Genomic DNA, 21,459 nt, shown 5'->3' on the forward strand with positions numbered 1-21,459 from the left:
GGAGAGCCAGTGGGTGAGCAACAGGGAGTGCGCGCCGCGCATCGTTTGAATTGTGACTGAATTTACGGATTTTCTTTCGGACCGGACGCTGTGGCGCGAGGTCCTGTTTGCCGATCTTTACAGCCTGAAGCAGAAGAGCGCTGAAGAAAAAGCGGCCGTGCGGGACATCTGGCTGCGCGATTTCCTGTACTCCGATTACCGGCTGCCGCAGCAGCGCGAGACCGGCGCGCTGTTCTTCCGCAGCCTGGTGCGGGATGATTACAAGGGGCTGTTCCATGCGGTGATCGAAGCCTCGGGGATCCGCGACCGGGTGGTGGTGGAGGACTATCAGCACCGCACCCGGCCGGTCCGGCTGAATGCTGCCGCCAGCCGCTATATGCTGGAAAACGCGGGTCTGTTCGATGCGCTGGACATTGCCGATCCGCTGGAGCGGGCCTGCTGCTTCATCCGGGCCTGCAAATACGGCTTCATCCTGGATCATTTCCGGAACATGACGTTCAAGGCGCTGATCTGCTTTGCCGACATGCAGCCGGTGGAGCATCTGCTGGCCCGCTATTTCCGCGCGCAGGGGGTCACGACCGTCACGCTGCAGCACGGGCTTTACGTGGACTATGGCAGTATGGATACGGTGAATGTGATCAATTACGAGCACCAGCCGTCCGAGTATTTCCTGTCCTGGGGGCCGGAAACCTCGCAGCTGATCCAGCGCCATCATCCTGCGAACACCACGGTGGACTGCGGCAAACCGCTGATCTTCAATGCCGCCGCCGAAGCGGCAGGGCAGGCGCCGCAGCCCTATATTGCGGTATTCCTCGATCAGCAGATCTTCAACCGCCAGAACGAAGAGATGCTGCAGATTGCAACCGCCTGTGCCCGCCGCAGCGGGCGTGCGGTCAAGGTGCGGTTCCACCCGTCGGTCCGCAAGGAAGATTTTTTCCGCAAATTCCCGGATATCCGCGAGCAGCTGCATTTCCAGGATGCCGATTTTGTCATCGGCCATACCTCGTCGCTGATTTATGAGGCGCTGTCCCTGGGCTGCCGGGTGCTGCGCTATGACAGCGAGGTCCCAAGCCTGCCGTTGCCCGATAGCAGCACCTTTACCTCGCTGGAGCAGCTGGAAGCCCGCCTGGCCCTGCCGCAGCCCGAGGGGCTGGCACAGCAGTATTTCTGCGCCACCGGCGCGGCGTCGCTGCGCCGCTATGCAGGGTTTTTCCGGGAGATCCTGCCGGGCCTTGCCGGCCAGGCAGCCGCCTGACCGGCAATCCGGCGGCATGATAAAAAGGCGCGCCCCGGGCGGGGCCACGCCTTTGCCTTGCGTTTTTTCTGCGCCTTTATTTGCTGCGCCGCCTGTCCGGCCCTTGGGCCAGTCAGCAGCCGCAGGTGCCGCGCATCCCGCCCTGCAGGCTGATCCCGGCCTGCCAGCTCAGCCGCGCCTGGGGCGCGGCACATGGATATTCATTCAAATTGCCCGCTATGGGGTTTGCGGGCAATCGCAACCATGGATTTTGCCAAAACCGGCACCCGCCCCACGCGCAGGAACCGGATGTTCTGAAACCCCGTTTCAGACAGCAGTTCAGTCAATGTGCGCATGATCAGCCCCACCTGAGTGGTCCGGTTTGATTGTTAGTGCATGACCGGCCTCGGGTCCATCGGGACGAGTGTTTCCGGAGCCGGTGGGCGATAGCGCAAGGCGCTGTGTGGTCTTTTTGTGTTGTAGTGCTTCCTCCATTGTTCGATCAGGATCTGAGCCTCGCGCAGGCTGTAGAAGATTTCTCCGTTGAGCAGTTCATCGCGGAACCGGGCGTTGAAGCTTTCACAGTATCCGTTCTCCCAGGGGGATCCCGGCTCAATGTAGGCGGTCTTGGAGCCGACCGCAGCAATCCAGTCCCGGACAGCCTGTGCCACGAACTCAGGACCGTTGTCGGACCGGATGTAGGCCGGGACGCCCCGCAGGATGAACAGGTCACTCAAGGCATCGATTACGTCACCTGAGTTCAGCTTCCGCTTCACCCGGATAGCCAGGCACTCCCGGCTATGTTCGTCGAGGATGTTCAGCGTGCGGAAGGCCTTCCCATCATCGGTCCGGCAATGCACGAAGTCGTAGCTCCAGACGTGGTTGCGATATTCGGGCCGCAACCGGACACAGGAGCCGTCGTTCAGCCAGAGCCGTCCTTTCTTCGGTTGTTTCGCAGGCACTTTCAGCCCCTCACGCCGCCACAGGCGTTCGACACGCTTGTCGTTCACTTGCCAGCCTGCATCCCTCAGCAGGGCCGCGATCCGCCGGTAACCGTAGCGGCCGTATTGGCGCGCCAGCTCAATCATGTCCGCGATCAGGCGCGCCTCGTCGACCCGGCCTCGTGGCAATTTTCTCTGCGTGGAACGGTGCTGCCCCAGGACACGGCAGGCCTTCCGTTCCGACACGCTGAACCGACTGCGCACATGATCTATGCAGGCCCGGCGGCGAGCGGGGCTCAGAAGTTTCCCTTTGCGGCCTCCGACAGGATGAGCTTGTCCAGGGTCAGATCCGAAACGGCGCGACGCAGCCGCTCGTTCTCTTTCTGCAGCCGTTTGAGCTCTCTGAGTTGGTCGGTTCCCATCCCGCCGTATTGCTTGCGCCAGCGGTAGTAGGTCTGCTCGGTGATGCGCACTTCGCGGATCGCATCCACGCGCTGCAATCCCTGACCGACAAGCACCTCAACCTGCCGCAGCTTCGTGACAATCTCTTCCGGCTTGTGTCGCTTCGTTCCCATTCTGATCCTCCGTTTTCCTAAACATAACGGCGGACCACTTCATTGGGGGAGGATCAGAGGGGCTTGATGGCAACGACACGCTCAACGGCGGGGCGGGTCAGGATATCATGGAAGGCGGCCTCGGCGACGACATCTACAGAGTTGATGACAGCGGCGACACCATCGTCGAAAACGCCGGCGAAGGGTACGACCGTGTTTACACCAAAGTGGATCTCACGCTCGATGCCTCGGTTATCGTTGAAGAAATCCGCCTCACCGGGTCTCAGGATGCAGATATTGTATTCGAAGCCGAGCACAATATCTCCCTGATCGGCAACAGCGGCAATAATCTTCTGCACGCAGGCCGCAAGGACGACTTCCTGAGAGGCTACGCCGGCAATGACGATCTCGCAGCCGGCAATGGTCAGGACACGCTTATCGGCGATGAAGGCAACGATACCCTGAGAGGGGGATTGGGCGATGACCTCATGATCGGCGGTGAAGGCGACGACTATTATATCGTGCGCGAAACCACCGATAGCGTTGTCGAGCAAGCCGGCGGAGGATACGACACTGTATTGTCGAGGGTGGATTTTACGCTCGGGCAAATTCAGGAGATCGAAGTCCTGCGTGCGGGCACAGGCAACGGCGTTACCCTGACCGGGAATGACTTCGGCAACTCCGTTCTCGGCAGCTCGGGCAATGATGTTGTGCGCGGCAGCGGCGGCGCGGATACCGTCCGCGGCAACGGCGGCAACGATACAGTCGATGGCGGCACCGGAAACGATCACCTGGCTGGCGGTGCCGGCAGTGACGTGTTTGAATTTTATGCAGGCTCCGGCGATGACCGGCTGCTCGACTACGACACCGCCTCCGATAGCATTCTGTTCATCGGGTTCACAGAAGAGGATGTGGAGGTGAGCTCCACCGCCAGCGGACGAAATGCCCTGATCGAGTACGGCGATGAAAGCATCACCCTGATTGGTGTGGATACGGATTTACTGTCTGCGCTTGAGGATTCTTTTTCCTTTTCCCTCTAGCAGGCCGGCGTTCTGATCCAAACGGCTGCTGTCTGGGGCCGTTGGGGCGTGAAAGCGCCCCGCCCCCGGAAATCCGCGCCCGGCGCCATGCATGCGCCGGGCGCAGCGCCGCGCGGGCGGCGCCCGGCCCAAGGCTTTGCAGCGCATCTGCGATGCGGCGCACAGGCGCGCAGGCGCCCTGTTCCGCAGCCTACCCCTTGGCACCCTGGCCGCGGGCATAGATGTCCTCAAAGCGGATGATGTCATCCTCGCCCAGGTAGCTGCCGGTCTGCACTTCGATCAGCACCATCGGCACTTTGCCCGGGTTCTCCATCCGGTGCACCGCGCCCAGCGGGATGTAGACCGACTGGTTTTCCGTCACCAGCCGGACCTCCTCATCCACCGTCACCCGGGCGGTGCCCTCGACCACGATCCAATGCTCGGAGCGGTGGTGATGGCTCTGCAGGCTCAGCGCAGCGCCGGGATGCACATGGATGCGCTTGACCTGGAACCGGTCCCCCACCGCCAGGCTCTCGAACCAGCCCCAGGGGCGGTGGTCCTTGGGGAAACAGGCGGCCTGGCGGGCGCCTTTTTCCTTCAGCGCCGAGACCGCCTGTTTCACATCCTGGGCCCGGTCCGCCGCGGCCACCAGCACCGCATCGGGCATCGCCACCGCAATGATGTTCTCCAGCCCGATGCCGACCAGCTCCAGCCCCTCGCTTTCAGACCGCAGCAGGCTGTCCGCGCAATCAATCGCGGTGGCCGCCCCGGCGGTCACAACCCCATTGCTGTCCGCGGGGCTTTCGCGCCGGACCGCGTCCCAGCCGCCCAGATCCGACCAGCCCGCGGCAAAAGGCACAACCGCCAGGTTGTCCGCCTTTTCCATCACCGCATAGTCGATCGAGATATCCCCAGCCTCTGCCCAGGCGCCCGGATCCAGCCGCAGGAAGCCCAGATCCGGCCGGCCCCGGTCCACCGCGGCCTGCACCGGCGCGATCAGCGCCGGCGCATGGGCGCGGAACGCCGCCAGGATGGCCTTCACCGAGAACAGGAAGATGCCCGCATTCCACAGGTGCCGGCCCGAGGCCAGCATCGCTTCGGCGGTCCTGGCATCGGGTTTTTCAACAAAGCGCTTGAGCCCGAGCGGGCGCGGGGAGACATCGCCGGGCGCCGCGGTCAGCTCCAGGTAGCCATAGCCGGTCTCCGCCCGGTCCGGGGTGATGCCGAAGGTGACCAGCTGCCCGTCCCGGGCCGCCGCCGCGCCTGCGGCAACCGCCGCGCGGAAGGCCTCTGCGTCGGGCACCACGTGATCCGAGGGCGCCACCAGCATCAGCCCGTCCGGGTCGCTCTTCTCCAGCCACAGCGCCGCGGCCAGCACCGCGGGCGCGGTATTGCGCCCCTCCGGCTCGATCAGGATGGCGCCGGGATCAATGCCGGCGGCAGCCAGCTGCTCGGTCACGATGAAGCGGAAATCCGAATTGGTCAGCACCAGAGGCGGCGCGAACCCCTCCCCCGACAGCCGCCGGGCCGAGGCCTGAAACAGCGTTTCCGCGCCGGTCAGCGGCACAAATTGCTTGGGGTAGCTCTTGCGCGACAGCGGCCACAGCCGGGTGCCCGAACCGCCGCAAAGAAGAATTGGGGTAATCATCATAACCAGCCCTTGCCTTTACTTGGCGCGCAGATTGTCCAGTCCCTGGGACAGGAACCAGTCATAGGTGCCGCGCACCCCGTCCTGCAGGCTGATCGAGGCCGTCCAGCCCAGCCGCGCCAGCCGCGACACATCCATCAGCTTGCGCGGGGTGCCGTCGGGCTTGGACGGGTCGGCCAGGATCTGCCCTTCGAACCCGGTCACCTCTGCCACCAGCTGCGCCAGCTCCAGGATCGGGATATCCGTCCCGCAGCCCACGTTGATATGGCTGAGCATCGGTTCGGTCTCGCGCCCGTAGGCTTCCGCCTCCAGGCCCATCACAAACAGCGAGGCCGCCGCCATGTCATCCACATGCAGGAACTCGCGCCGGGGCGTGCCCGAGCCCCAGATGGTGACGCTGTCCAGCCCATCGCGCGCCGCCTCGTGGAAGCGGCGGATCAGCGCGGGCAGCACATGGCTGTTCTCGGGGTGGAAATTGTCGCCCGGCCCGTAAAGATTGGTCGGCATCACCGAGCGGTAGTCCACGCCATACTGGCGGTTGTAGCTTTCGCACAGCTTGATGCCCGCGATCTTGGCAATGGCATAGGGTTCGTTGGTGGGTTCCAGCACGCCGGTCAAGAGCGCATCCTCTGCCATCGGCTGGGCGGCCAGCTTGGGGTAGATGCAGGAGGAGCCGAGCTGCAAGAGCTTGTGCACGCCCGCCTGATAGGCTGCGTGGATCACATTGCACTCGATCATCAGGTTTTCATAGATGAACTGGGCCGGGTAGCTGTTGTTGGCAACGATGCCGCCCACCTTGGCCGCCGCCAGAATGACCTGGTCGGGGCGTTCCGCCTGCATGAAGGCCCGCACCGCCGCCTGATCGGTCAGGTCCAGCTCTGCGGAAGTGCGGGTGATCAGCGTCAGCGCTTCGCCTGCGGCCTGGCGCGCCTGCAGCTGGCGCAGGATGGCGCCGCCCACCATGCCGCGGTGGCCGGCCACATAGATCCGGGGTCCGGTGCCTGCCATCGCCTCAGCCTTCCACGCTGACCGGCAGATCCATGCCGTGTTCTTTCAAGAGCGCATGGCGGCGGGCGGTCTTCAGGTCTTCGGCCACCATCTCGGCGCACATTTCCTGGGTGGTGATTTCCGGCACCCAGCCCAGTTTCTCCTTGGCTTTTGCCGGATCGCCCAGGAGCGTCTCCACCTCGGCGGGGCGGAAATAGCGCGGGTCGATGCGCATGATCACGTCGCCGGCTTTGAGCGCCGGCGCCATATCGCCCTCGACCATCGCCACGGTGGCAATCTCGTCAACACCGCTGCCGGAGAACTCCAGGTGGATGCCCAGCTCAGCTGCCGACCACTGGATGAACTGGCGCACGGAGAACTGCTTGCCGGTGGCAATCACGAAATCCTCGGCCGCCTGCTGCTGCAGCATCATCCACTGCATCCGCACATAGTCCTTGGCATGGCCCCAGTCGCGCAGCGCGTCGATGTTGCCCATGTAGAGGCAGGGCTCCAGGCCTTGCGCGATATTGGCCAGGCCGCGGGTGATCTTGCGGGTCACAAAGGTCTCGCCGCGGCGCGGGCTCTCGTGGTTGAACAGGATGCCGTTGCAGGCATACATGCCATAGGCCTCGCGGTAATTGACGGTGATCCAGTAGGAATAAAGCTTGGCCACCGCATAAGGGCTGCGCGGGTAGAACGGCGTGGTCTCGCGCTGCGGGGTCTCCTGCACCAGGCCGTAAAGTTCGGAGGTCGAGGCCTGGTAGAAGCGGGTTGTCTTCTCCAGGCCGAGGAAGCGGATCGCCTCCAAGAGGCGCAGGGTGCCCATGGCATCCACGTCGGCGGTGTATTCCGGGCTTTCAAAGGAGACCGCCACATGCGACTGGGCGCCCAGGTTATAGACCTCGTCGGGCCGCACTTCCTGGATGATCCGGGTCAGGTTGGAGCTGTCGCTCAGATCGCCGTAATGCAGTTTCAGCCGGGCATGGTCCACATGCGGGTCCTGGTAGATATGGTCGACCCGCTGGGTGTTGAACGACGACGCCCGGCGCTTGATGCCATGCACCTCATAGCCCTTTTCCAGAAGAAACTCCGCAAGATAGGAGCCGTCCTGGCCCGTGATGCCGGTGATAAGAGCTTTTTTCATTGTAAAATCCTGTACTGTGTGCCGCAAACGCTTGTGCCCGTGATTAAGACAGAGCTGGCGGGAAGAGAAGAGAGAGTTTCCCGCCTAGGCGGATTCCGGGGCCGGATCATAGCCGAGACGGGCGCACAGGTCCTGGTATGACGGGGCCTGCGCGGTTTCGCCGGCCACCGTCTCCGGAACCGGCCGCCGCGGCCGGGGGCCGATCGCCGCGCCACTGCGGCCGCTGTCGCCGGACAGCTCCACGGCAGTGAAGTCCTCCTGGAAACCGGGATTGAACGCCAGTTCCAGGGCGGTGCAGATCTGCTGCATGCGCGCCTGCGGATCCGCCACGAAATCCTCGTAGCGCAACAGCTCCGCGGCGCCGTAGTGATCCAGGAAGGCGAGATAGCGGCGGGCATATTCGTCCAGCCCGCCAGGCTGCCAGTGCACCCAGTTCCGCCGCAGCAGGCTGAGATAGGAATCCAGCGGATGGCGCACGGTGACCAGCGTCCGCAGCCGGTAGCCGCCCTGTTCCAGGATCTGCTGCAGCGAGGGCCGGCTGGGGATGTCCGGGCCGCAGCAGAAATGGCTGTGGGCATGGTCGCGCAGGATCAGGTCGCGGCCTTCGGCGCGGCTGTCCGCCGCCAGCGCGGCCAGCCCGCCCAGGAAGATGCGCAGCAGTGTTGCCTGCTCCGGCGGGCAGGAGCTGAGCTTGGCCAGGCCGATCATATCGGCGGGCAGAAAACCCTGCCGGTGGGTCATTCCGCTCAGCGGGTCGACTTCGCTCAGCAGCCGGGTGCAGGGCATCGCGGCGATGCATTTGCTGATCAGGGTGCCGCCGGTGCAGGCAAAGTGATGCACCGTGCGCAGCAGCGGCTGCTGCGGCTGCCCGGCCAGGGTCTTTGCCTCTGCCAGCAGCTCCGGCAGGCCGTCCGCAGATTGCAGCCGCTCGGCCAGGGCGGGGTTGCGCTGGAGCGAGGCGGCCGCCCGGGCCAGCTGGTGTTCCAGATCCGCTGCCAGGGTCCGGTTCTGATGCGGGGCGAGGCTGCTCATGAAGCGCTGCTGCTCTTCAGGGCGGCGGCGGCCAGCACCGGCCGGGCCTCTTCCGGGGCGCTGTCATCCATCAGGTAGCCCAGGCAGGCGCTGGTGCGGCGCAGCAGATCCTCCTGCGCTTCCTGCTGCTGCTGCAGGGTGCTGTAGCGCATCTGCAATTCCTTCAGGTCCGCGTCGCGGCGGCTTTGCAGGCGCAGCGCCACGGCGAGGCTTTGCCGGGCCTCTGCCTCGGCCGCTTCGGCCTTCTCCGCTGCGGCCTGGCGGGCCTTGGCGGCGGCAGCGGCCTCTTCCAGGGCCTGGGCCTGGCGCCGGGTTTCCGCTTCCAGCTCTGCGTTGCGCGCCGTCAGCCTGCCGGCTTCGGCCTCGGCTGCGCTGCGCGCCGCAGCGGCCTCTTCCAGGGCCTGCGCCTGACGCCGGGTTTCCGCTTCCAGCTCTGCGTTGCGCGCCGCCAGCCTGCCGGCTTCGGCCTCGGCTGCGCTGCGTGCCTCGGCGGCCTCTTCCAGGGCCTGCGCCTGGCGCCGGGTTTCCGCTTCCAGCCTCTGTGCCTGCCGGCTGCTGTCCTGCAGCGCCGCGCGGGCCTCCGCCAGATCTGCCTGCAGGGCGGCAGCCTGCAGGGCAAGGGGGTCCAGTTCCAGGAAACAGGCGGGGAAATCCGGATCCCGGGCGTCCGTATGCCGCAGCCGCCATCCGGCCGCCTCCAGCAGCTGCAAAATCTCTTCCATGGGAAGGCTGTCTTCGTACAGCGCGGCTGCCGGCAGGCGGAGATAGAGATAGCGGAAGCCGCCCAGCTGCTCCAGTGCCAGCAGCTGGCGCAGGATCATCGCTTCCTGGCCGGGGCAATCGACCGCCAGCAGGCCGGGGCCGTCCGCGGCGCGCCCCGGCAGGTCCAGCAGGCCGGCCAGGGGGGCCGTTTCCACCTGCACCGTGCCGGTCTGGCGCAGGCCGGGGAAGATTTTGTCCAGCCCGTCCGGACGGCGGCAGCTGGACAGGGAGCGGAAGTTGAAGAGGTAGAAGGGGCTCTGCCCGGCCTCCTCCGCCACGGCCACCGTGCGCAGCCGGGTGCCGGCAGCGGCGCAGGCGGGCTTCAGCGCAGCGGCTCTTTCGGGGTCTGCTTCGGTCAGCAGGATATGCCTGGCGCCGCTGTCCAGGCAGGCCTGCACAGCGTCCGGACCGGCGTTGCCGATGCCGAGGTAAACCAGCGTATCAAGGCTGCCGGATTGGCGGATCCGGGCCAGTTGGGTCTGAAAGAAGGTGCTGTCTTGCATGTTATGCCTTGCTTCGTCCTGTCGGGCTCCGGCGGGGGGGGCGCAGCGGTGCGATGAGGCGGAGGAGCCGGGGTTTCAGTTGGCGGGAGGGCGTTGCGGCCTGGGCCCGGCTTTCGTCCAGCTGCTGCTGCAGCCTGCCGGAACGGGCTGCCAGGGCGCGGATTTCACGCCCTGCAGCCTGCAGCGCCTGTTCCTTCCCGGCAATCTTCTGCTGCAGCGCCTCTGCCAGGCTGCGGTTCAGCGATTGCAGCGTCTCCAGCTCGTGATGCATCAGGTTCTTCTGCTCCTGAAGCCAGGCGATCTGCGCGCTGGCGGCCTGGTAGGCCTGTGCCGCGGCGGCCGGATCCGGGCCGGGCGGGGCGTCAGCATCCGGGTCAGGATGGGGCAGGGCGGCGTCCTGCAGGGCCCGGGCCAGGCCGGGGATAGTGCCGTCCTGCGGCAGGCAGGCTGCGGCCAGGGCCAGCAGCACCGGGTCTTCTGCCGGCAGGGGGTGCGGGGGCGCCAGGTTCTCCGGGGCAGCGGCACAGGCCTGGCCGGAACCGGCCAGGACCTCTGCCGGAGACCGGAGAAACCGGCCCAGCTCCGCGGCGGCAACCTGCGGCCCCCCGTCCTGAAGCGCCTGCAGGATCTCCCGGGCCTGCGCGGACCAGGCAGCCAGCGCCGCCTCCGGCGGCTGATCCTGCAGGAAGGCCTGGTACAGGCAGCGTTCCGGCAGGGTATAAAGCAGCAGTGCAGGACCGCGCCCGGCCTCCAGCGGGCGGTGCAGCCGGGCCAGGCCCAGGCGGGCGGACAGCGCCTCCAGCGCCGGGCCGCAGGCGGCATCCGCCGGGTACCAGATATACTGCACCGGGGCCTCGGCTGTCTTGGCTGTCACATCCATTTGCACGGTCTTTTGCATCTGCCTGGGGCATGTTCCCGGACAGCAATCTTACTGTCGGCAGGCGAAGTCAACCGCAGAGGGGCCTGGAGGAGAGTTCCGGGCTGCGCTTGCGCGGCGATCGGGGTAAGAGGGGGCAAACAGCAGGCGGGCAGAGACGCATGATCAGGATCTACATGGAAGGCAGGCATATCAAACGGTCGCCGCTCAGTTACAGAGCCCTGGCGCCGCTGTTTGAGGGCTGGGCAGAGCGTGTTGCAGAGCCGGAGCAGGCGGATCTGTTGCTGTTTGCCCATGTCCTGGACATTGAAGAGGCGCCGCAGGCGGTCATCGCGGCCTGGCGGCGGCGCCAGCCGCCGGTTGTGCTGCTGTCCGAAGAGCCGTTCTGGGACACCATCTGGGGCCGCCGCCCGCTGCAGCGGGAGCTGATCGTGGAAACCCGCTTCGGGGCGGTGCCTGCGGTGCAGCTGAATCATGCCACCAGCGGTATCTTCCGGTTTGCGCGGATCCCCTATTACCTGCTGACCAACCCCCGGTTCGCCAATGCCTATGCGGCCCGTTTCAGCCGCAATGCAGCCTTGGATGCGGCGGACTGGCAGGCGTGTTTCGAGACCCGCGGCACCGATCTTGCCTTCATGTTCGAGCGCCGCCCCGAGCCCTATCATGCGGTGCACTGGCCGGAGGGCGGCATCACCGGCCTGTGCTCCTGGCGCACAGAGCTGGCCGAGGCGGTGCAGGCCGGTGCCGTGGAGCGGCTGGGGCAGAGCTGGCAGGGCGGCAAGAGCCGGTTTCAGCAGCGCAACTGGCATCTGGACAAGATCACCCGCCTGGACCGCCGGGCCCGGATGCTGGGGGCCTTTGAGAACACCCATCAGCCGGATTATCTCACCGAGAAGATCTTCGATGCGTTTGCCTGCGGGTCGGTGCCGCTGTATTTTGCCGCGCCGGAGCACCGCATTCATGGCTTCGGCCTGCCGCAGGAGTCCTGGATCAATCTGCACGGCCAGAGCGCGCCGGAGGCGGCGGCGCGGCTGGAGAGCCTGGGCTGCGGCCGGGAATGGGTCCGGAACTGGGGCCGGGCGCGGTTTGCGGCCTATGCCGGCGCGCAGCGGCAGCTGGCGGATCTGTTTTGCGACCCCGCGCTTTGGCTGGCAGAGCGCAAGCGGCTGGCCGCGGCGGTGAAAGCCGGGCTGGCGGCGGTGCTGGAGGGGCAGCCGGGCTGAGCCTGGCGGCAGCCGGACCGGTCAGGCCATGGCCAGCAGCTCAATCTTGCGGAAGACGGCCTGGAACTGCGCGGTTTGAAAGAACAGGTTCAGTTCGCAGCCGCTGCTGCGCGCCAGCAGATCCGGGTCCAGCGGAATATGCGCGATCTGTTCCTGCGCGTCGCCGGTGCAGACAACCGGGCGGGCGGAGATCTCGGTGAAACCGCCGCTTTCCAGATGGCAGCGCAGGGTGGGGGTGTAGATCAGCAGATCCGGGCCGGCGGCGGCCGCCAGCAGGCCGAGGTAGCGGGCCTTGCGCAGCGGCGCCAGCTCCAGCCGGATCCCGAAGCTGGCCCAGAGGCCGCTGTCGCCGTTTTCCAATCTGAGGGCAAACCCCTCTGCGGCCGGGGCGCAAGACAGCCTGGCCTGGCCTGCGGGATCGGTGGACAGCCACAGATCCGCGGTGGGGCCAAGAGGGCAATGCCCCGGTGCGGACGTCTGCTCAGGGGCATGCTGCAAGGCTTGAAGCTGGGCAATGGCGGTGGCAAATGCTGGGGGAGGCACGGGTCTCTGGCTTTCTGATCGTCTGAATACAGCGGTAAGATGTCCTGGGGCACTTCATAGGCCAGTCGGCAGGGGCTGGAAACACTTGTTGTGACACAGGCTGCCGGGCCATAAGCACAGGAGCAGGCCGCTTTTCAGGCCGCAATGCTGATATTTGGAGCAGGAACATGATTACCCCAATTCTTCTTTGCGGCGGTTCGGGCACCCGGCTGTGGCCGCTGTCGCGCAAGAGCTACCCCAAGCAATTTGTGCCGCTGACCGGCGCGGAAACGCTGTTTCAGGCCTCGGCCCGGCGGCTGTCGGGGGAGGGGTTCGCGCCGCCTCTGGTGCTGACCAATTCGGATTTCCGCTTCATCGTGACCGAGCAGCTGGCTGCCGCCGGCATTGATCCCGGCGCCATCCTGATCGAGCCGGAGGGGCGCAATACCGCGCCCGCGGTGCTGGCCGCGGCGCTGTGGCTGGAGAAGAGCGACCCGGACGGGCTGATGCTGGTGGCGCCCTCGGATCACGTGGTGCCCGACGCAGAGGCCTTCCGCGCGGCGGTTGCCGCAGGCGCGGCGGCGGCCCGGGACGGGCAGCTGGTCACCTTCGGCATCACCCCGGACCGGGCGGAGACCGGCTATGGCTACCTGGAGCTGACCGCGGCGCCCGGCGATGTCTCCCCGCGCCCGCTCGGGCTCAAGCGCTTTGTTGAAAAACCCGATGCCAGGACCGCCGAAGCGATGCTGGCCTCGGGCCGGCACCTGTGGAATGCGGGCATCTTCCTGTTCTCGGTGAAGGCCATCCTGGCGGCGTTCCGCGCCCATGCGCCGGCGCTGATCGCGCCGGTGCAGGCCGCGGTGGACCGGGGCCGGCCGGATCTGGGCTTCCTGCGGCTGGATCCGGGCGCCTGGGCAGAGGCTGGGGATATCTCGATCGACTATGCGGTGATGGAAAAGGCGGACAACCTAGCGGTTGTGCCTTTTGCCGCGGGCTGGTCGGATCTGGGCGGCTGGGACGCGGTCCGGCGCGAAAGCCCCGCGGACAGCAATGGGGTTGTGACCGCCGGGGCGGCCACCGCGATTGATTGCGCGGACAGCCTGCTGCGGTCTGAAAGCGAGGGGCTGGAGCTGGTCGGCATCGGGCTGGAGAACATCATTGCGGTGGCGATGCCCGATGCGGTGCTGGTGGCCGCGGCGGACCGGGCCCAGGATGTGAAACAGGCGGTCTCGGCGCTGAAGGAAAAAGGCGCCCGCCAGGCCGCCTGTTTCCCCAAGGACCACCGCCCCTGGGGCTGGTTCGAGAGCCTGGCGGTGGGGGACCGGTTCCAGGTCAAGCGCATCCATGTGCATCCCGGCGCTGCGCTGAGCCTGCAGAGCCATCACCACCGTTCCGAGCATTGGATCGTGGTCGAGGGCACCGCCCGGGTGACGGTGGATGAGGAGGTCCGGCTGGTGACGGAAAACCAGTCGGTCTACATCCCGCTGGGCGCGGTGCACCGGATGGAAAACCCGGGCAAGGTGCCGATGGTGCTGATCGAAGTGCAGACCGGCAGCTACCTGGGCGAGGATGACATCATCCGCTTTGAGGACATCTATGCCCGCGGCCAGGGCGCCAAGGGATAGGCTGCGGCCGGGGCGGCGGAACAGGGCGCTCCCGCGCCTGTGCGCCGCATCGCAGATGCGCTGCAAAGCCTTGGGCCGGGCGCAGGCGGGAAGAGGGGAGCTTTGATGCCCGGTGACGGGCGGGAGCCTGCCGCGGCGGGACTGAAACGGGCAGCAGTCAGCGCAGCAGCCATTCCTCCACCTGCGGCGACACCTGCCGCATCCGCCGCCAGCGTGCGCCTGCGGGCTGGCCCTTGCGCAGCCGCAGCTTGCCCACCAGCCCGGTGAGCGCCCATTCCGGGCGGCGGCTTCGCGGCACATAGGGCCGCTCCGGGTCATAGGCCGGGTTTTCCAGCGGCTGGCCGTCTGCGCCGCGCTGGGGGCTGCCGTAGCCGTCGCGCAGCCAGCGCTGCTTCCATTCCCCCATGTCGCCGTCGCCGATCACCGCCGGGTTGCCGCTGATCACGCCGATCGGATCTTCGCCGGGGGCCGCCGGGCGGATCTTCTCCCCGTCCAGCACCACGGCCAGGCCGCGGCGGTCTTCGCCCCGGGGATTGCCGTCGGCCCATTCGAACCATTCGGCGTAATCGGCGCCGCCGCCGGACCAGGCGCCGGAGCAGCTGCCGTTGCCGTCCGCCCCCAGCCGGAAATCGGCGCTGCCATCGCCGGCCAGCAGGTAATCGGTGCTGCTGCCCTGGATCTCCAGATGCGCCGCGGGGCTGGCAGTGCCAAGCCCGGCGCGCCCGTTTGCGGTCAGCGCCAGCGCGGTGGACCAGGCGCTGCCATCGGCAGAGAGCTTGATGGAGAAATCATCAGAGCCCGCCAGCCCCATTTCGGCGCGCCCGCTCCAGCCCGACTGGAACAGCAGCGCGGCGGTGTCGGCACTGCCCGCCTTGTTGATCTTGAGCTGATGGCCGGCACCCGCATGGGTCAGCAGCGTGGCAGGCCCGGCCGCTGCCAGCGGATTGGCGGCATCGGCGGCGGTGCCGACGCCGAGACGGGCCAGGTTCTGGGTCTCCGCAGGCGGCAGGATCCAGGCGCTGCCGTCCCAGACCCTCAGCTCTGCGTCCAGGCGGCTCCAGGCGCGCCAGCCGGGCAGGGGGGCGAGGAACAGCCAGCCCTCGCCCTGCCAGACCGCGAGCTCAGACCCGTGCCCGGCCCAGGCCCCGGCTGGCGCGGGCGCCAGCGCATGGGTCTCGCCCAGGGCAGGCGCGGCGGGCGGGCTGGCGGCGCTGAAGCTTTCGACGCTGAGCTGCACCAGCGCATCCAGCATCTGCAGCGCTTCGTTATGGGTCACATGTTTCTGCGCCTGGGCAGGCATCAGATAGGGCAGGGCGAGGATCGGCGAGGTCTGGGTCATGGAGAGAGGGCTCCGGCAGGGGCTGAGGAACGGGATCCGCGCCAGTTTGCCAGAGCGGTCTGAAACCGGCGCTAACGGGGCGTACGCTGCAAATGCAACGGCTGGCCCGGGCGGTATGCGTGCCCCTGCCTGTTCCCGGCTTGTCTTGGGTCTGTTTCCGGTCTGTTCGTTCAATTGTCGTCAATCTGTAAACAATCGCCCTGAATTCGCCTGTTTTGCCGCCCGCTTTGCGCCCGCAGGCGCCGCCAGGGTCAGCCCCGGGCCGCAAGCGCAAAGGAGCGGGGCATGGCATTGGTATTCAACGGGCGTATCGCCGCAGAGGATCTGATTTTCGGCACCGACCTGCGCGATCTGGAAATTGCGGTGCAGGATGGCCAGGCCACGCTTTATGCCATCACCGGCATGAATGGCGGCATCAGCCGCTGGCAGCTGGACGAGGCAGGCGGACTGCCGCAGCTGGCAGGCCAGCAGCTGCATGGCCAGGCGGGCATCCGCACCGGCGCGTTCCACCTGGCCGGGGCCGGCGGGGCGGTGCGGCTGCTGCAGGAGCAGACGGCCCGGAGCGAGATGACCTTTTATGAGCTGGACGGCAGCGGCAGCCTGGGCGGCCAGCAGCGCGGCAGCCTGGCTGGGGCTGAGGCGGGCGGCTTTGGCGCGGTGGCGGTGCTTGAGCTGGCGGGCGGCGCATCGGTGTTCTACGGGGTGGGGGCGGATGGCGGCGCCCTGCAGGGCTGGCGGCTGGATGCGGAGGGCGATGTGCAGGCGCAGGCCGTTTTGGCAGGCGGCAGCGCGGCTTACAGCCTGGACCCGGCGGCGCTGCTGGCCACGGTGCAGACGGCGGGCGGGCCGCTGCTGCTGGCGGCGGATGCGGCCGGGGTGCGCAGCTTCCGCGCCGATGCGGAGACCGGCGCGCTCAGCCCTGCGGCAGAGCTGGGGGCGGCGCAGGGGCTGGCGGTCTCCGGCATCTCTGCGCTGGAAGGCTTCACCGCGGGCGGCCAGGCCTGGGTGCTCCTGGCGGCGGCGGGCAGCAGCTCGCTCACCCTGATGCGGGCGGGGGCGGACGGCGGCCTGCAGGTTGCGGCCCAGCTGCAGGACACCGCGGCGACCCGCTTTGGCGGGGTGTCGGCGCTGGATGTGGTGCAGGCCGGAGACCATACCCTGGTGCTGGCGGCGGGCAATGACGGCGGCCTCAGCCTGTTCACCCTGACCCCGGGCGGGGCGCTGATCCATCTTGAAAGCCTGGAGCATATGCCCGGCCTGGGGCTGCAGAATGCGACCGCGCTGAAGGCGGTGGCGGCGGGCGGCCATCTGCAGGTTTTTGCAGCCTCCGGCAGCGACGGCGGCATCAGCCAGTTCACCCTGCCGCTGGCGGACCTGGGGGAGGCGGCCCGGGCGGCGGCGGGGCAGGCACGGCTGGAGGGCAGCGCCGGGGCGGATGTGCTGGAGGGCGGTCCGGGGGCGGCCGGGCTGGCCGGGCACGCGGGCGATGATGTGCTGGTGGCGGGTGCGGGCGGCGGCTGGCTGGAGGGCGGCAGCGGCGCCGACGCCTTTGTCATCAACCCGGCGGCAGGGCGGGTCACGGTGCGCGATTTCACCCCCGGCGAGGACCGGCTGGACCTGTCGCTGTTCGAGGGGCTTTACAGCGCCGCCCAGCTGGAGGCGGGCAGCCGCAGCACCGGCATGGTGCTGCAGGCGGGGGAAACCGCGGTGGTGCTGATCAGCGCTGCCGGCATGCCGCTGGAGCTGGAGGATATCTTCGGGCCGGACCTGCGCTTTGCCTTTCCGGAGCGCCAGGGGCCGGGGGACACCCTGCCGGGCGGCAGTTTCTATGGCGGCAGCGGCGATGACAGCCTGCAGGGCAGCGGCAGCGATGACCTGCTGGCAGGCGGCGGCGGCAACGACCGGCTGGCGGGCGGCAGCGGTGATGACAGCCTGATAGGCGGCAGCGGCAATGACTGGCTGGCGGGCGGCATGGGTGATGACCGGCTGGCGGGCGGCGGCGGCGGCGACAGCCTGATAGGCGGCAGCGGCAATGACTGGCTGGAAGGCGGCGGCGGCGATGACCGGCTGACCGGGGGCAGCGGCAATGACAGCCTGAAGGGCAGCGGCGGCAAGGATCTGCTGAAAGGCGGCAGCGGCGGGGACCGGCTGCAGGGCGGCAGCGGCGGCGATACGCTTAAGGGCGGCGGCGGCAGCGACACCCTGGCCGGCGGCGGCGGCCGGGACAGCCTGAAGGGCCAGGGCGGGCAGGACAGCCTGGCGGGCGGCGGCCGCCATGACAGCCTCAAGGGCGGCGGCGGCGGTGATACGCTGGACGGCGGCCGGGGCCGGGACAGCCTGAAGGGGCAGGGCGGCGATGACCGGCTGACCGGCGGCAAGGGGCAGGACTGGCTCAGCGGCGGCGGCGGCAGCGATGTCTTTGTCTTTGCCCGCGGCCATGGGCGCGACACCATCTCCGACTTCCGCCCCGGCCGCGACCTGATCGATCTGGAGGCGGCGGCGGACCGGTTTGCGGATCTGGAGCTCAGCCGCCAGGACGGCGGCACGCTGATCAGAACCGGGTCGGGCAAGATCTTTCTGGAAGACCTGCGGCCGGGGCAGCTGGAGGCGGATGACTTCCTGTTTTGAAGGGCCTGTTACGAAGGGGGCCGCGCCGGGGCCTGTCTGGCCTTGCCGCCGTGCCGCGCTATTTGAGAAGTCCCGGCCCGGCGCCTGCCGGAGGGACTGCTGCGGGGGGCGCAGGCAGAGCCGGCAGGCGCCGGGGCCGGCGGGGGGCATATGAAGGTTCTGATTTTCACAGCCGCGCAGGAGGCGGCGGCCTGCGCCGCGGCGCATCTCACCGGGCAGGTCCGGGCGCATCCCGCCAGCGTGCTGGGGCTGGCCACCGGCGGCACCATGCTGCCGGTCTATGCGCAGCTGGCTGCGGCCTGCCGCCAGGGTCTGGTGTCTTTTGCCCGCGCCTGCGGCTTCAGCCTGGATGAATACACCGGCCTGCCCGCGGGCCACCCCTGCTCCTACCGCAGCTACCTGCAGGCGCATCTGCTGCGCGGCACCGATTTCAGCCCGCAGCGGCTGCATCTGCCGCGCGGCGATGCGGCGGATGCGGCGGCGGAGGCGCAGCGCTATGAGGCGCTGGTGGCGGCCAGGGGGCCGGTGGACCTGCAGCTGCTGGGGTTGGGGCAGAATGGCCATATCGGCTTTAACGAGCCCGGCTCCAGCCTGGACTCGCGCACCCGGGAGATCCGGCTGGATGCCGGCACCCGCAAGGCCAACAGCCGGTTCTTCCCGGCAGGCGAGGCGCCGCCGGAAACTGCCATCACGATGGGCATCCGCACCATCCTGGACAGCCGGGACGTCCTGCTGCTGGCCACCGGCGCGCAGAAGGCCGCGGCGGTGGCGGCCATGATCGAAGGCCCGCTGAGCCCCCGGTGCCCGGCCTCGGCGCTGCAGACGCACCGCCGCGCCACGGTGGTGCTGGATGCGGCGGCGGCCTCCGGCCTGAAACGGCATTTCGCGGCGGAGACGCGGGCGGGGCAGAAGGCGCAGGCGGGGGCGGCGGCCCGGACCTAGGATCAGGCAAAACGGCCCGGTAAATCGGCCTGGCAGGCGCGGCCGGCTGCGGGACGCGCGCGGGGCTTATTCCATCTCAGGATGCAGCGCGGCGGCGGTGCGTTTGCGCTGCGCCTTGGACAGCATATGGATTTCCGCCACAGCGGCAAAACCGGCCCAGCTGCCCGCCACATAGCACAGACCCATGATCCAGGCCGGGGCGCTGAACAGGATGGCGCTTGCCAGCGCGCAAAGCGTTCCTGTCAGAACGCAGAATGCGAGTATTGCGAACACTGCTCTTGCTCCTCTTTGGGGCAAAGGTAGCAGGTTTTCCGCGTTTTTTAAGGTCAATTCTGCGCCGTTTTCCGCGACCGGCAGTGATCTGCGGACGGCCTGCGCGCCGCCGCCCCTGCGGCGGCGGCGCTATTGCTCCCAGATTTTGAACAAGTCCTTGAAATAGCTTACAGTATGGCTGATGCCCTTCTCCAGCGGGATCTTCGGCTCCCAGTCCAGATGCTGCTTGGCAAAGCTGATGTCGGGGCACCGCTGGGTGGGGTCGTCGCTGGGCAGGTCGTGATAGCTCAGCACCGAGCGCGAGCCGGTCTTGCGGATGATCAGCTCCGCCAGCTCGCGGATCGAGAACTCCACCGGGTTGCCGAGGTTGACCGGCCCGGCAATGCCATCGCCGCTGTCCATCAGCCGGACCAGCCCGTCGATCAGCTCATCGACATAGCAGAATGACCGGGTCTGGCTGCCGTCGCCGTAGATGGTGATCTCCTCGCCGGCCAGGGCCTGGCTGATGAAATTGGACACCACCCGGCCGTCGCGGGGGTGCATCCTGGGCCCGTAGGTGTTGAAGATCCGCGCCACCTTGATCGGCACCCCGTGCTGGCGGTTGTAATCGAAAAACAGCGTCTCGGCGCAGCGTTTGCCCTCGTCATAGCAGGAGCGCAGCCCGATCGGGTTCACATTGCCCCAGTAATCCTCGCGCTGGGGCGAGATATGCGGATCGCCGTAGACCTCGCTGGTGGAGGCCTGCAGGATCTTGCATTTCAGCCGCTTGGCCAGCCCCAGCATGTTGATTGCCCCATGCACCGAGGTCTTGGCGGTCTGCACCGGGTCGTGCTGGTAGTGGACCGGCGAGGCCGGGCAGGCCAGGTTGTAGATCTCGTCCACCTCCACATAAAGCGGCAGGGTCACGTCGTGGCGCATGAATTCGAACCGCGGGTGGTTGTGCAAATGGTCGATGTTGCGCTTGGTGCCGGTGAACAGGTTGTCGGCGCACAGCACCTCATTGCCGGCCTCCAGCAGCCGGTCGCACAGATGCGAGCCGAGGAAGCCCGCCCCGCCTGTCACGAGGATTCTTTTCCGCATCCGGTAGTGTCTAGGCATATGTGCTCCGCTTTCCTGCTGTGGTTCCGGTTTAAGGTGACGATGTGTGCTGCGGCTGCCCGTCCGGAGAGCTGTCTGGCTGGCTGTCCGGCTGGCGCGGCATGAGCCAGTCCGGCAGCGGCCCGTCCTGCTGCGCGTTCCGGTGCCCCTTCAGCAGCGCGGCCAGGTGCCGGGTGTCCTGTGCGTAGTGGCGGATGATCTCCTGTTCCAGGCCGGGGCTCAGCGGCGCCGGGCGGACGGCGGCGGCATTGGCCGTCTTGAGGCGTTTGATGATCCCGAAGGAGCGGACCCCAAGCATCTTCTTGACCGGGCGCGTGGCCAGCTCGCGCAGCGGCCCGCCGCGGGCGATGGCATAGCTCAGCAGCCTGGAGCGGGCGCGTTTGGCGGCATTGATCCGGGGAAACTCCTGGCGCCCGTCGTCGGGCAGGCCGAGAAACTCCAGCGCCCGGCGGTAGACCCGGCCGGTGTCGGCCTGCATTTCCTCCTGAAACAGCACCAGGGTCTGCGCCCGCGGCACCGTCTGCCACAGCCGCTCCAGCATCGCGCCAAAGGCGGCGGTGCGGGTATAGACCAGGGTCTGCGGTGCCCGGCAGCGGCGCGGGATGCGGCTGCCGCCGGCGCGCGCCTCCGACAGCCGCCAGGCGGTTTCGAATTCCGCCGCGTCCTCGTCGAAGGCATTGACCAGCTGCCGGTGCAGCGAGGGCAGCATCCGGACCGGGTCGCGCAGCATGACGATGAAGCGGGCATCCGGGCGGGCCCGCAGGATGGCGGGAACGGCGGTCTGCGAATAGAGATACCAGACCGAGGCCTCGGCCAGCAGCCGGGTTTCCGGCCCGGGCGCAAAGAAGGTGCGGTAGCGCTCCGGAGCGGTGCTGCGCTGCAGGCCGGGCAGGTCATCGCAGAAGTGATGCGGCTCCTTGGGTTTGCTGAAGGCGACCTGCGGGTGGGCGGCCAGATACTGGGCCAGCGCGGTGGTGCCGCATTTCGGCGCCCCGATAATATAGCCCCGCGGAGGGAAAAGCCTGTCTGCGCCGGCGGCTGCAAGTCGCATATGAATAACGGTCCGGTAAAGGGTCCTGCGGGCCGGAGCGCCGCAGGACGCGGCATT

General features: G+C 67.7%; 19 protein-coding genes. 6 read left to right on the forward strand and 13 right to left on the reverse strand.

All coding sequences use genetic code 11. The annotated features are described in order from the left end of the window. Nucleotides 1-52: 52 nt before the first annotated feature. Nucleotides 53-1,255, forward strand: coding sequence for a hypothetical protein (locus ACXAEK_RS22750; protein WP_475045600.1), 1,203 nt, complete (start codon nucleotides 53-55; stop codon nucleotides 1,253-1,255). A 200-nt stretch (nucleotides 1,256-1,455) separates the two neighbouring features. Here the strand turns inward: ACXAEK_RS22750 and ACXAEK_RS22755 are convergent, their stop codons facing one another. Continuing rightward, nucleotides 1,456-1,590, reverse strand: a complete 135-nt coding sequence (locus ACXAEK_RS22755) for a hypothetical protein (protein WP_475045601.1) — start codon at nucleotides 1,588-1,590, stop codon at nucleotides 1,456-1,458. 33 nt (nucleotides 1,591-1,623) lie between these two features. Beyond that, a protein-coding gene (locus tag ACXAEK_RS22760) for an IS3 family transposase (protein WP_475038988.1) occupies nucleotides 1,624-2,750 on the reverse strand; the annotation gives its coding sequence in 2 pieces (ribosomal slippage) (nucleotides 1,624-2,486 and nucleotides 2,486-2,750; 1,128 coding nt in all). A 41-nt stretch (nucleotides 2,751-2,791) separates the two neighbouring features. On the opposite strand from ACXAEK_RS22760, the gene ACXAEK_RS22765 reads away from it, so the two are divergent. After that, nucleotides 2,792-3,769, forward strand: a complete 978-nt coding sequence (locus ACXAEK_RS22765; protein ID WP_475045704.1) for a calcium-binding protein — start codon at nucleotides 2,792-2,794, stop codon at nucleotides 3,767-3,769. Nucleotides 3,770-3,959: 190 nt separating this feature from the next. Here the strand turns inward: ACXAEK_RS22765 and ACXAEK_RS22770 are convergent, their stop codons facing one another. From ACXAEK_RS22770 to ACXAEK_RS22795, 6 genes are all read right to left on the reverse strand, one after another. Next, nucleotides 3,960-5,396, reverse strand: coding sequence for a mannose-1-phosphate guanylyltransferase/mannose-6-phosphate isomerase (locus ACXAEK_RS22770; protein WP_475045612.1), 1,437 nt, complete (start codon nucleotides 5,394-5,396; stop codon nucleotides 3,960-3,962). Nucleotides 5,397-5,414: 18 nt separating this feature from the next. After that, a complete protein-coding gene (gene fcl, locus ACXAEK_RS22775) occupies nucleotides 5,415-6,404 on the reverse strand; it encodes a GDP-L-fucose synthase (RefSeq protein ID WP_475045603.1) in 990 nt (329 codons plus the stop codon). A gap of 4 nt (nucleotides 6,405-6,408) precedes the next feature. Continuing rightward, nucleotides 6,409-7,527, reverse strand: coding sequence for a GDP-mannose 4,6-dehydratase (gene gmd / locus ACXAEK_RS22780; protein ID WP_475045604.1), 1,119 nt, complete (start codon nucleotides 7,525-7,527; stop codon nucleotides 6,409-6,411). A gap of 84 nt (nucleotides 7,528-7,611) precedes the next feature. Continuing rightward, entirely contained in the window at nucleotides 7,612-8,559 is a 948-nt protein-coding gene (locus ACXAEK_RS22785; RefSeq protein WP_475045605.1) for a sulfotransferase, read from the reverse strand. Beyond that, nucleotides 8,556-9,824, reverse strand: a complete 1,269-nt coding sequence (locus ACXAEK_RS22790) for a hypothetical protein (protein ID WP_475045606.1) — start codon at nucleotides 9,822-9,824, stop codon at nucleotides 8,556-8,558. The genes ACXAEK_RS22785 and ACXAEK_RS22790 overlap by 4 nt, the downstream gene beginning before the upstream one ends. Nucleotide 9,825: 1 nt before the next feature. Next, nucleotides 9,826-10,704 carry a hypothetical protein gene (locus tag ACXAEK_RS22795; RefSeq protein ID WP_475045608.1) on the reverse strand — a complete coding sequence of 293 codons (879 nt, stop codon included), beginning with the start codon at nucleotides 10,702-10,704 and terminating at the stop codon, nucleotides 9,826-9,828. A 158-nt stretch (nucleotides 10,705-10,862) separates the two neighbouring features. Here ACXAEK_RS22795 and ACXAEK_RS22800 point away from each other — a divergent pair, with 158 nt between their 5' ends. After that, nucleotides 10,863-11,924 (forward strand): glycosyltransferase family 10 domain-containing protein, encoded by a 1,062-nt coding sequence (locus ACXAEK_RS22800; RefSeq protein ID WP_475045609.1) that lies wholly within the window; start codon nucleotides 10,863-10,865, stop codon nucleotides 11,922-11,924. Between the two features lie 21 nt (nucleotides 11,925-11,945). Here ACXAEK_RS22800 and ACXAEK_RS22805 read toward each other — a convergent pair whose 3' ends face one another. Next, complete coding sequence (locus ACXAEK_RS22805; RefSeq protein ID WP_475045610.1) at nucleotides 11,946-12,467, reverse strand: hypothetical protein; 522 nt, start codon at nucleotides 12,465-12,467, stop codon at nucleotides 11,946-11,948. A gap of 167 nt (nucleotides 12,468-12,634) precedes the next feature. Between ACXAEK_RS22805 and ACXAEK_RS22810 the strand changes: the two genes are divergently transcribed. Beyond that, a complete protein-coding gene (locus tag ACXAEK_RS22810; protein ID WP_475045612.1) occupies nucleotides 12,635-14,071 on the forward strand; it encodes a mannose-1-phosphate guanylyltransferase/mannose-6-phosphate isomerase in 1,437 nt (478 codons plus the stop codon). Between the two features lie 157 nt (nucleotides 14,072-14,228). Here the strand turns inward: ACXAEK_RS22810 and ACXAEK_RS22815 are convergent, their stop codons facing one another. Continuing rightward, nucleotides 14,229-15,410 carry a peptidase G2 autoproteolytic cleavage domain-containing protein gene (locus tag ACXAEK_RS22815; RefSeq protein WP_475045613.1) on the reverse strand — a complete coding sequence of 394 codons (1,182 nt, stop codon included), beginning with the start codon at nucleotides 15,408-15,410 and terminating at the stop codon, nucleotides 14,229-14,231. A 285-nt stretch (nucleotides 15,411-15,695) separates the two neighbouring features. Here ACXAEK_RS22815 and ACXAEK_RS22820 point away from each other — a divergent pair, with 285 nt between their 5' ends. Together ACXAEK_RS22820 and nagB are read left to right on the forward strand one after the other, a co-directional pair. After that, complete coding sequence (locus ACXAEK_RS22820; protein ID WP_475045614.1) at nucleotides 15,696-18,038, forward strand: calcium-binding protein; 2,343 nt, start codon at nucleotides 15,696-15,698, stop codon at nucleotides 18,036-18,038. A 150-nt stretch (nucleotides 18,039-18,188) separates the two neighbouring features. Next, nucleotides 18,189-18,980, forward strand: a complete 792-nt coding sequence (nagB, locus tag ACXAEK_RS22825; protein ID WP_475045616.1) for a glucosamine-6-phosphate deaminase — start codon at nucleotides 18,189-18,191, stop codon at nucleotides 18,978-18,980. Between the two features lie 66 nt (nucleotides 18,981-19,046). Here the strand turns inward: nagB and ACXAEK_RS22830 are convergent, their stop codons facing one another. From ACXAEK_RS22830 to ACXAEK_RS22840, 3 genes are all read right to left on the reverse strand, one after another. Beyond that, the gene (locus tag ACXAEK_RS22830) at nucleotides 19,047-19,253 is read right to left on the reverse strand and encodes a hypothetical protein (RefSeq protein WP_475045617.1); all 207 of its coding nucleotides are present in this window, start codon (nucleotides 19,251-19,253) and stop codon (nucleotides 19,047-19,049) included. Between the two features lie 129 nt (nucleotides 19,254-19,382). Beyond that, nucleotides 19,383-20,351 (reverse strand): UDP-glucuronic acid decarboxylase family protein, encoded by a 969-nt coding sequence (locus tag ACXAEK_RS22835; RefSeq protein ID WP_475045619.1) that lies wholly within the window; start codon nucleotides 20,349-20,351, stop codon nucleotides 19,383-19,385. A 31-nt stretch (nucleotides 20,352-20,382) separates the two neighbouring features. Beyond that, nucleotides 20,383-21,402 carry a sulfotransferase family protein gene (locus tag ACXAEK_RS22840; protein WP_475045620.1) on the reverse strand — a complete coding sequence of 340 codons (1,020 nt, stop codon included), beginning with the start codon at nucleotides 21,400-21,402 and terminating at the stop codon, nucleotides 20,383-20,385. Nucleotides 21,403-21,459 lie beyond the last annotated feature (57 nt).

It is taken from the genome of Leisingera sp. ABM4_101, assembly GCF_056158725.1.

Bases quoted from the DNA above. Each gene is read 5' to 3' on its own strand.
- ACXAEK_RS22755 (WP_475045601.1), bottom strand. From the start codon at position 1,590: ATGCGCACATTGACTGAACTGCTGTCTGAAACGGGGTTTCAGAACATC.
- ACXAEK_RS22770 (WP_475045612.1), bottom strand. From the start codon at position 5,396: ATGATTACCCCAATTCTTCTTTGCGGCGGTTCGGGCACCCGGCTGTGG.
- fcl (WP_475045603.1), bottom strand. From the start codon at position 6,404: ATGGCAGGCACCGGACCCCGGATCTATGTGGCCGGCCACCGCGGCATG.
- gmd (WP_475045604.1), bottom strand. From the start codon at position 7,527: ATGAAAAAAGCTCTTATCACCGGCATCACGGGCCAGGACGGCTCCTAT.
- ACXAEK_RS22785 (WP_475045605.1), bottom strand. From the start codon at position 8,559: ATGAGCAGCCTCGCCCCGCATCAGAACCGGACCCTGGCAGCGGATCTG.
- ACXAEK_RS22790 (WP_475045606.1), bottom strand. From the start codon at position 9,824: ATGCAAGACAGCACCTTCTTTCAGACCCAACTGGCCCGGATCCGCCAA.
- ACXAEK_RS22795 (WP_475045608.1), bottom strand. From the start codon at position 10,704: ATGGATGTGACAGCCAAGACAGCCGAGGCCCCGGTGCAGTATATCTGG.
- ACXAEK_RS22800 (WP_475045609.1), top strand. From the start codon at position 10,863: ATGATCAGGATCTACATGGAAGGCAGGCATATCAAACGGTCGCCGCTC.
- ACXAEK_RS22810 (WP_475045612.1), top strand. From the start codon at position 12,635: ATGATTACCCCAATTCTTCTTTGCGGCGGTTCGGGCACCCGGCTGTGG.
- ACXAEK_RS22815 (WP_475045613.1), bottom strand. From the start codon at position 15,410: ATGACCCAGACCTCGCCGATCCTCGCCCTGCCCTATCTGATGCCTGCC.
- ACXAEK_RS22820 (WP_475045614.1), top strand. From the start codon at position 15,696: ATGGCATTGGTATTCAACGGGCGTATCGCCGCAGAGGATCTGATTTTC.
- nagB (WP_475045616.1), top strand. From the start codon at position 18,189: ATGAAGGTTCTGATTTTCACAGCCGCGCAGGAGGCGGCGGCCTGCGCC.
- ACXAEK_RS22835 (WP_475045619.1), bottom strand. From the start codon at position 20,351: ATGCCTAGACACTACCGGATGCGGAAAAGAATCCTCGTGACAGGCGGG.
- ACXAEK_RS22840 (WP_475045620.1), bottom strand. From the start codon at position 21,402: ATGCGACTTGCAGCCGCCGGCGCAGACAGGCTTTTCCCTCCGCGGGGC.